This is a genomic window from Psychrobacter sp. 1U2 (assembly GCF_051847575.1).
The window spans coordinates 1-887 of record NZ_JBPYDC010000708.1 but is presented as its reverse complement, the minus strand read 5'-3'; the positions used below and the strand labels follow the sequence as shown (position 1 = coordinate 887).

Annotated in this window: 1 protein-coding gene; it reads right to left on the bottom strand. The window is 42.3% G+C overall.

All coding sequences use genetic code 11. The features are described 5' to 3' along the window. Positions 1 to 806 (bottom strand): isocitrate/isopropylmalate family dehydrogenase (locus tag ACS8FD_RS18230; protein WP_439276889.1); only part of this gene is annotated, 806 nt, incomplete at its 3' end. Positions 807 to 887 lie beyond the last annotated feature (81 nt).

Genomic DNA, 887 nt, shown 5'->3' with positions numbered 1-887 from the left:
TTCTTCATCGTCATCCAAGGACCGCCATCTAACAACTCGGCGCCAAAACGCTCCGCAGCTAACTCATAGCCCCACTCTTTAAACGCACCTTCAGTAAACTTCATAATATTGCCTTTATGCACTAAGGTTACATTTGGCAAGTCATTATCGATAGCATGTTGAATGGCTTTGCGCACTAGGCGCTGTGTGCCTTCTTTTGATACAGGTTTGATACCGATACCGCAGTCTTCAGGGAAGCGTATTTTATCGACACCCATCTCATTTTGTAAAAAGTCGATGACCTTTTTGGCATCTTCACTACCCGCTTTCCATTCAATACCAGCGTAGATATCTTCTGAGTTTTCACGGAAGATGACCATGTCAGTCAATTCAGGATGTTGGACTGGACTTGGGACACCCTCAAACCAACGTACTGGACGCTGACAGACGTATAAGTCAAGCTCTTGACGTACTGCAACATTTAATGAACGAAAACCGCCGCCAACTGGTGTGGTTAATGGACCTTTGATACTGATGACATAGTCTTTTAAGACATCTAATGTCTCGCTTGGCAAGTAGTCACCTTCGTAGATTTTGGCAGCTTTTTCACCAAGGTAGGCCTCCATCCAGATGATTGATTTTTTGCCATGGTAGGCTTTGTCTACAGCAGCATTGACCACCTTTATCATGACAGGCGTGATATCTATACCGATACCATCACCTTCAACGAATGGAATAATGGGATTATTAGGAACGTTTAACGACAAATCAGCGTTGACTGTCACTTTTTCTCCGTCTCTTGGTACGATAACCTTGTTATAAGACATAAATAAAATTCCTTGATTATGTGTTAGGGTTCTCAGGCCCATTGATCACTTTGCTATATGACAAATATTTGCTATAAATAT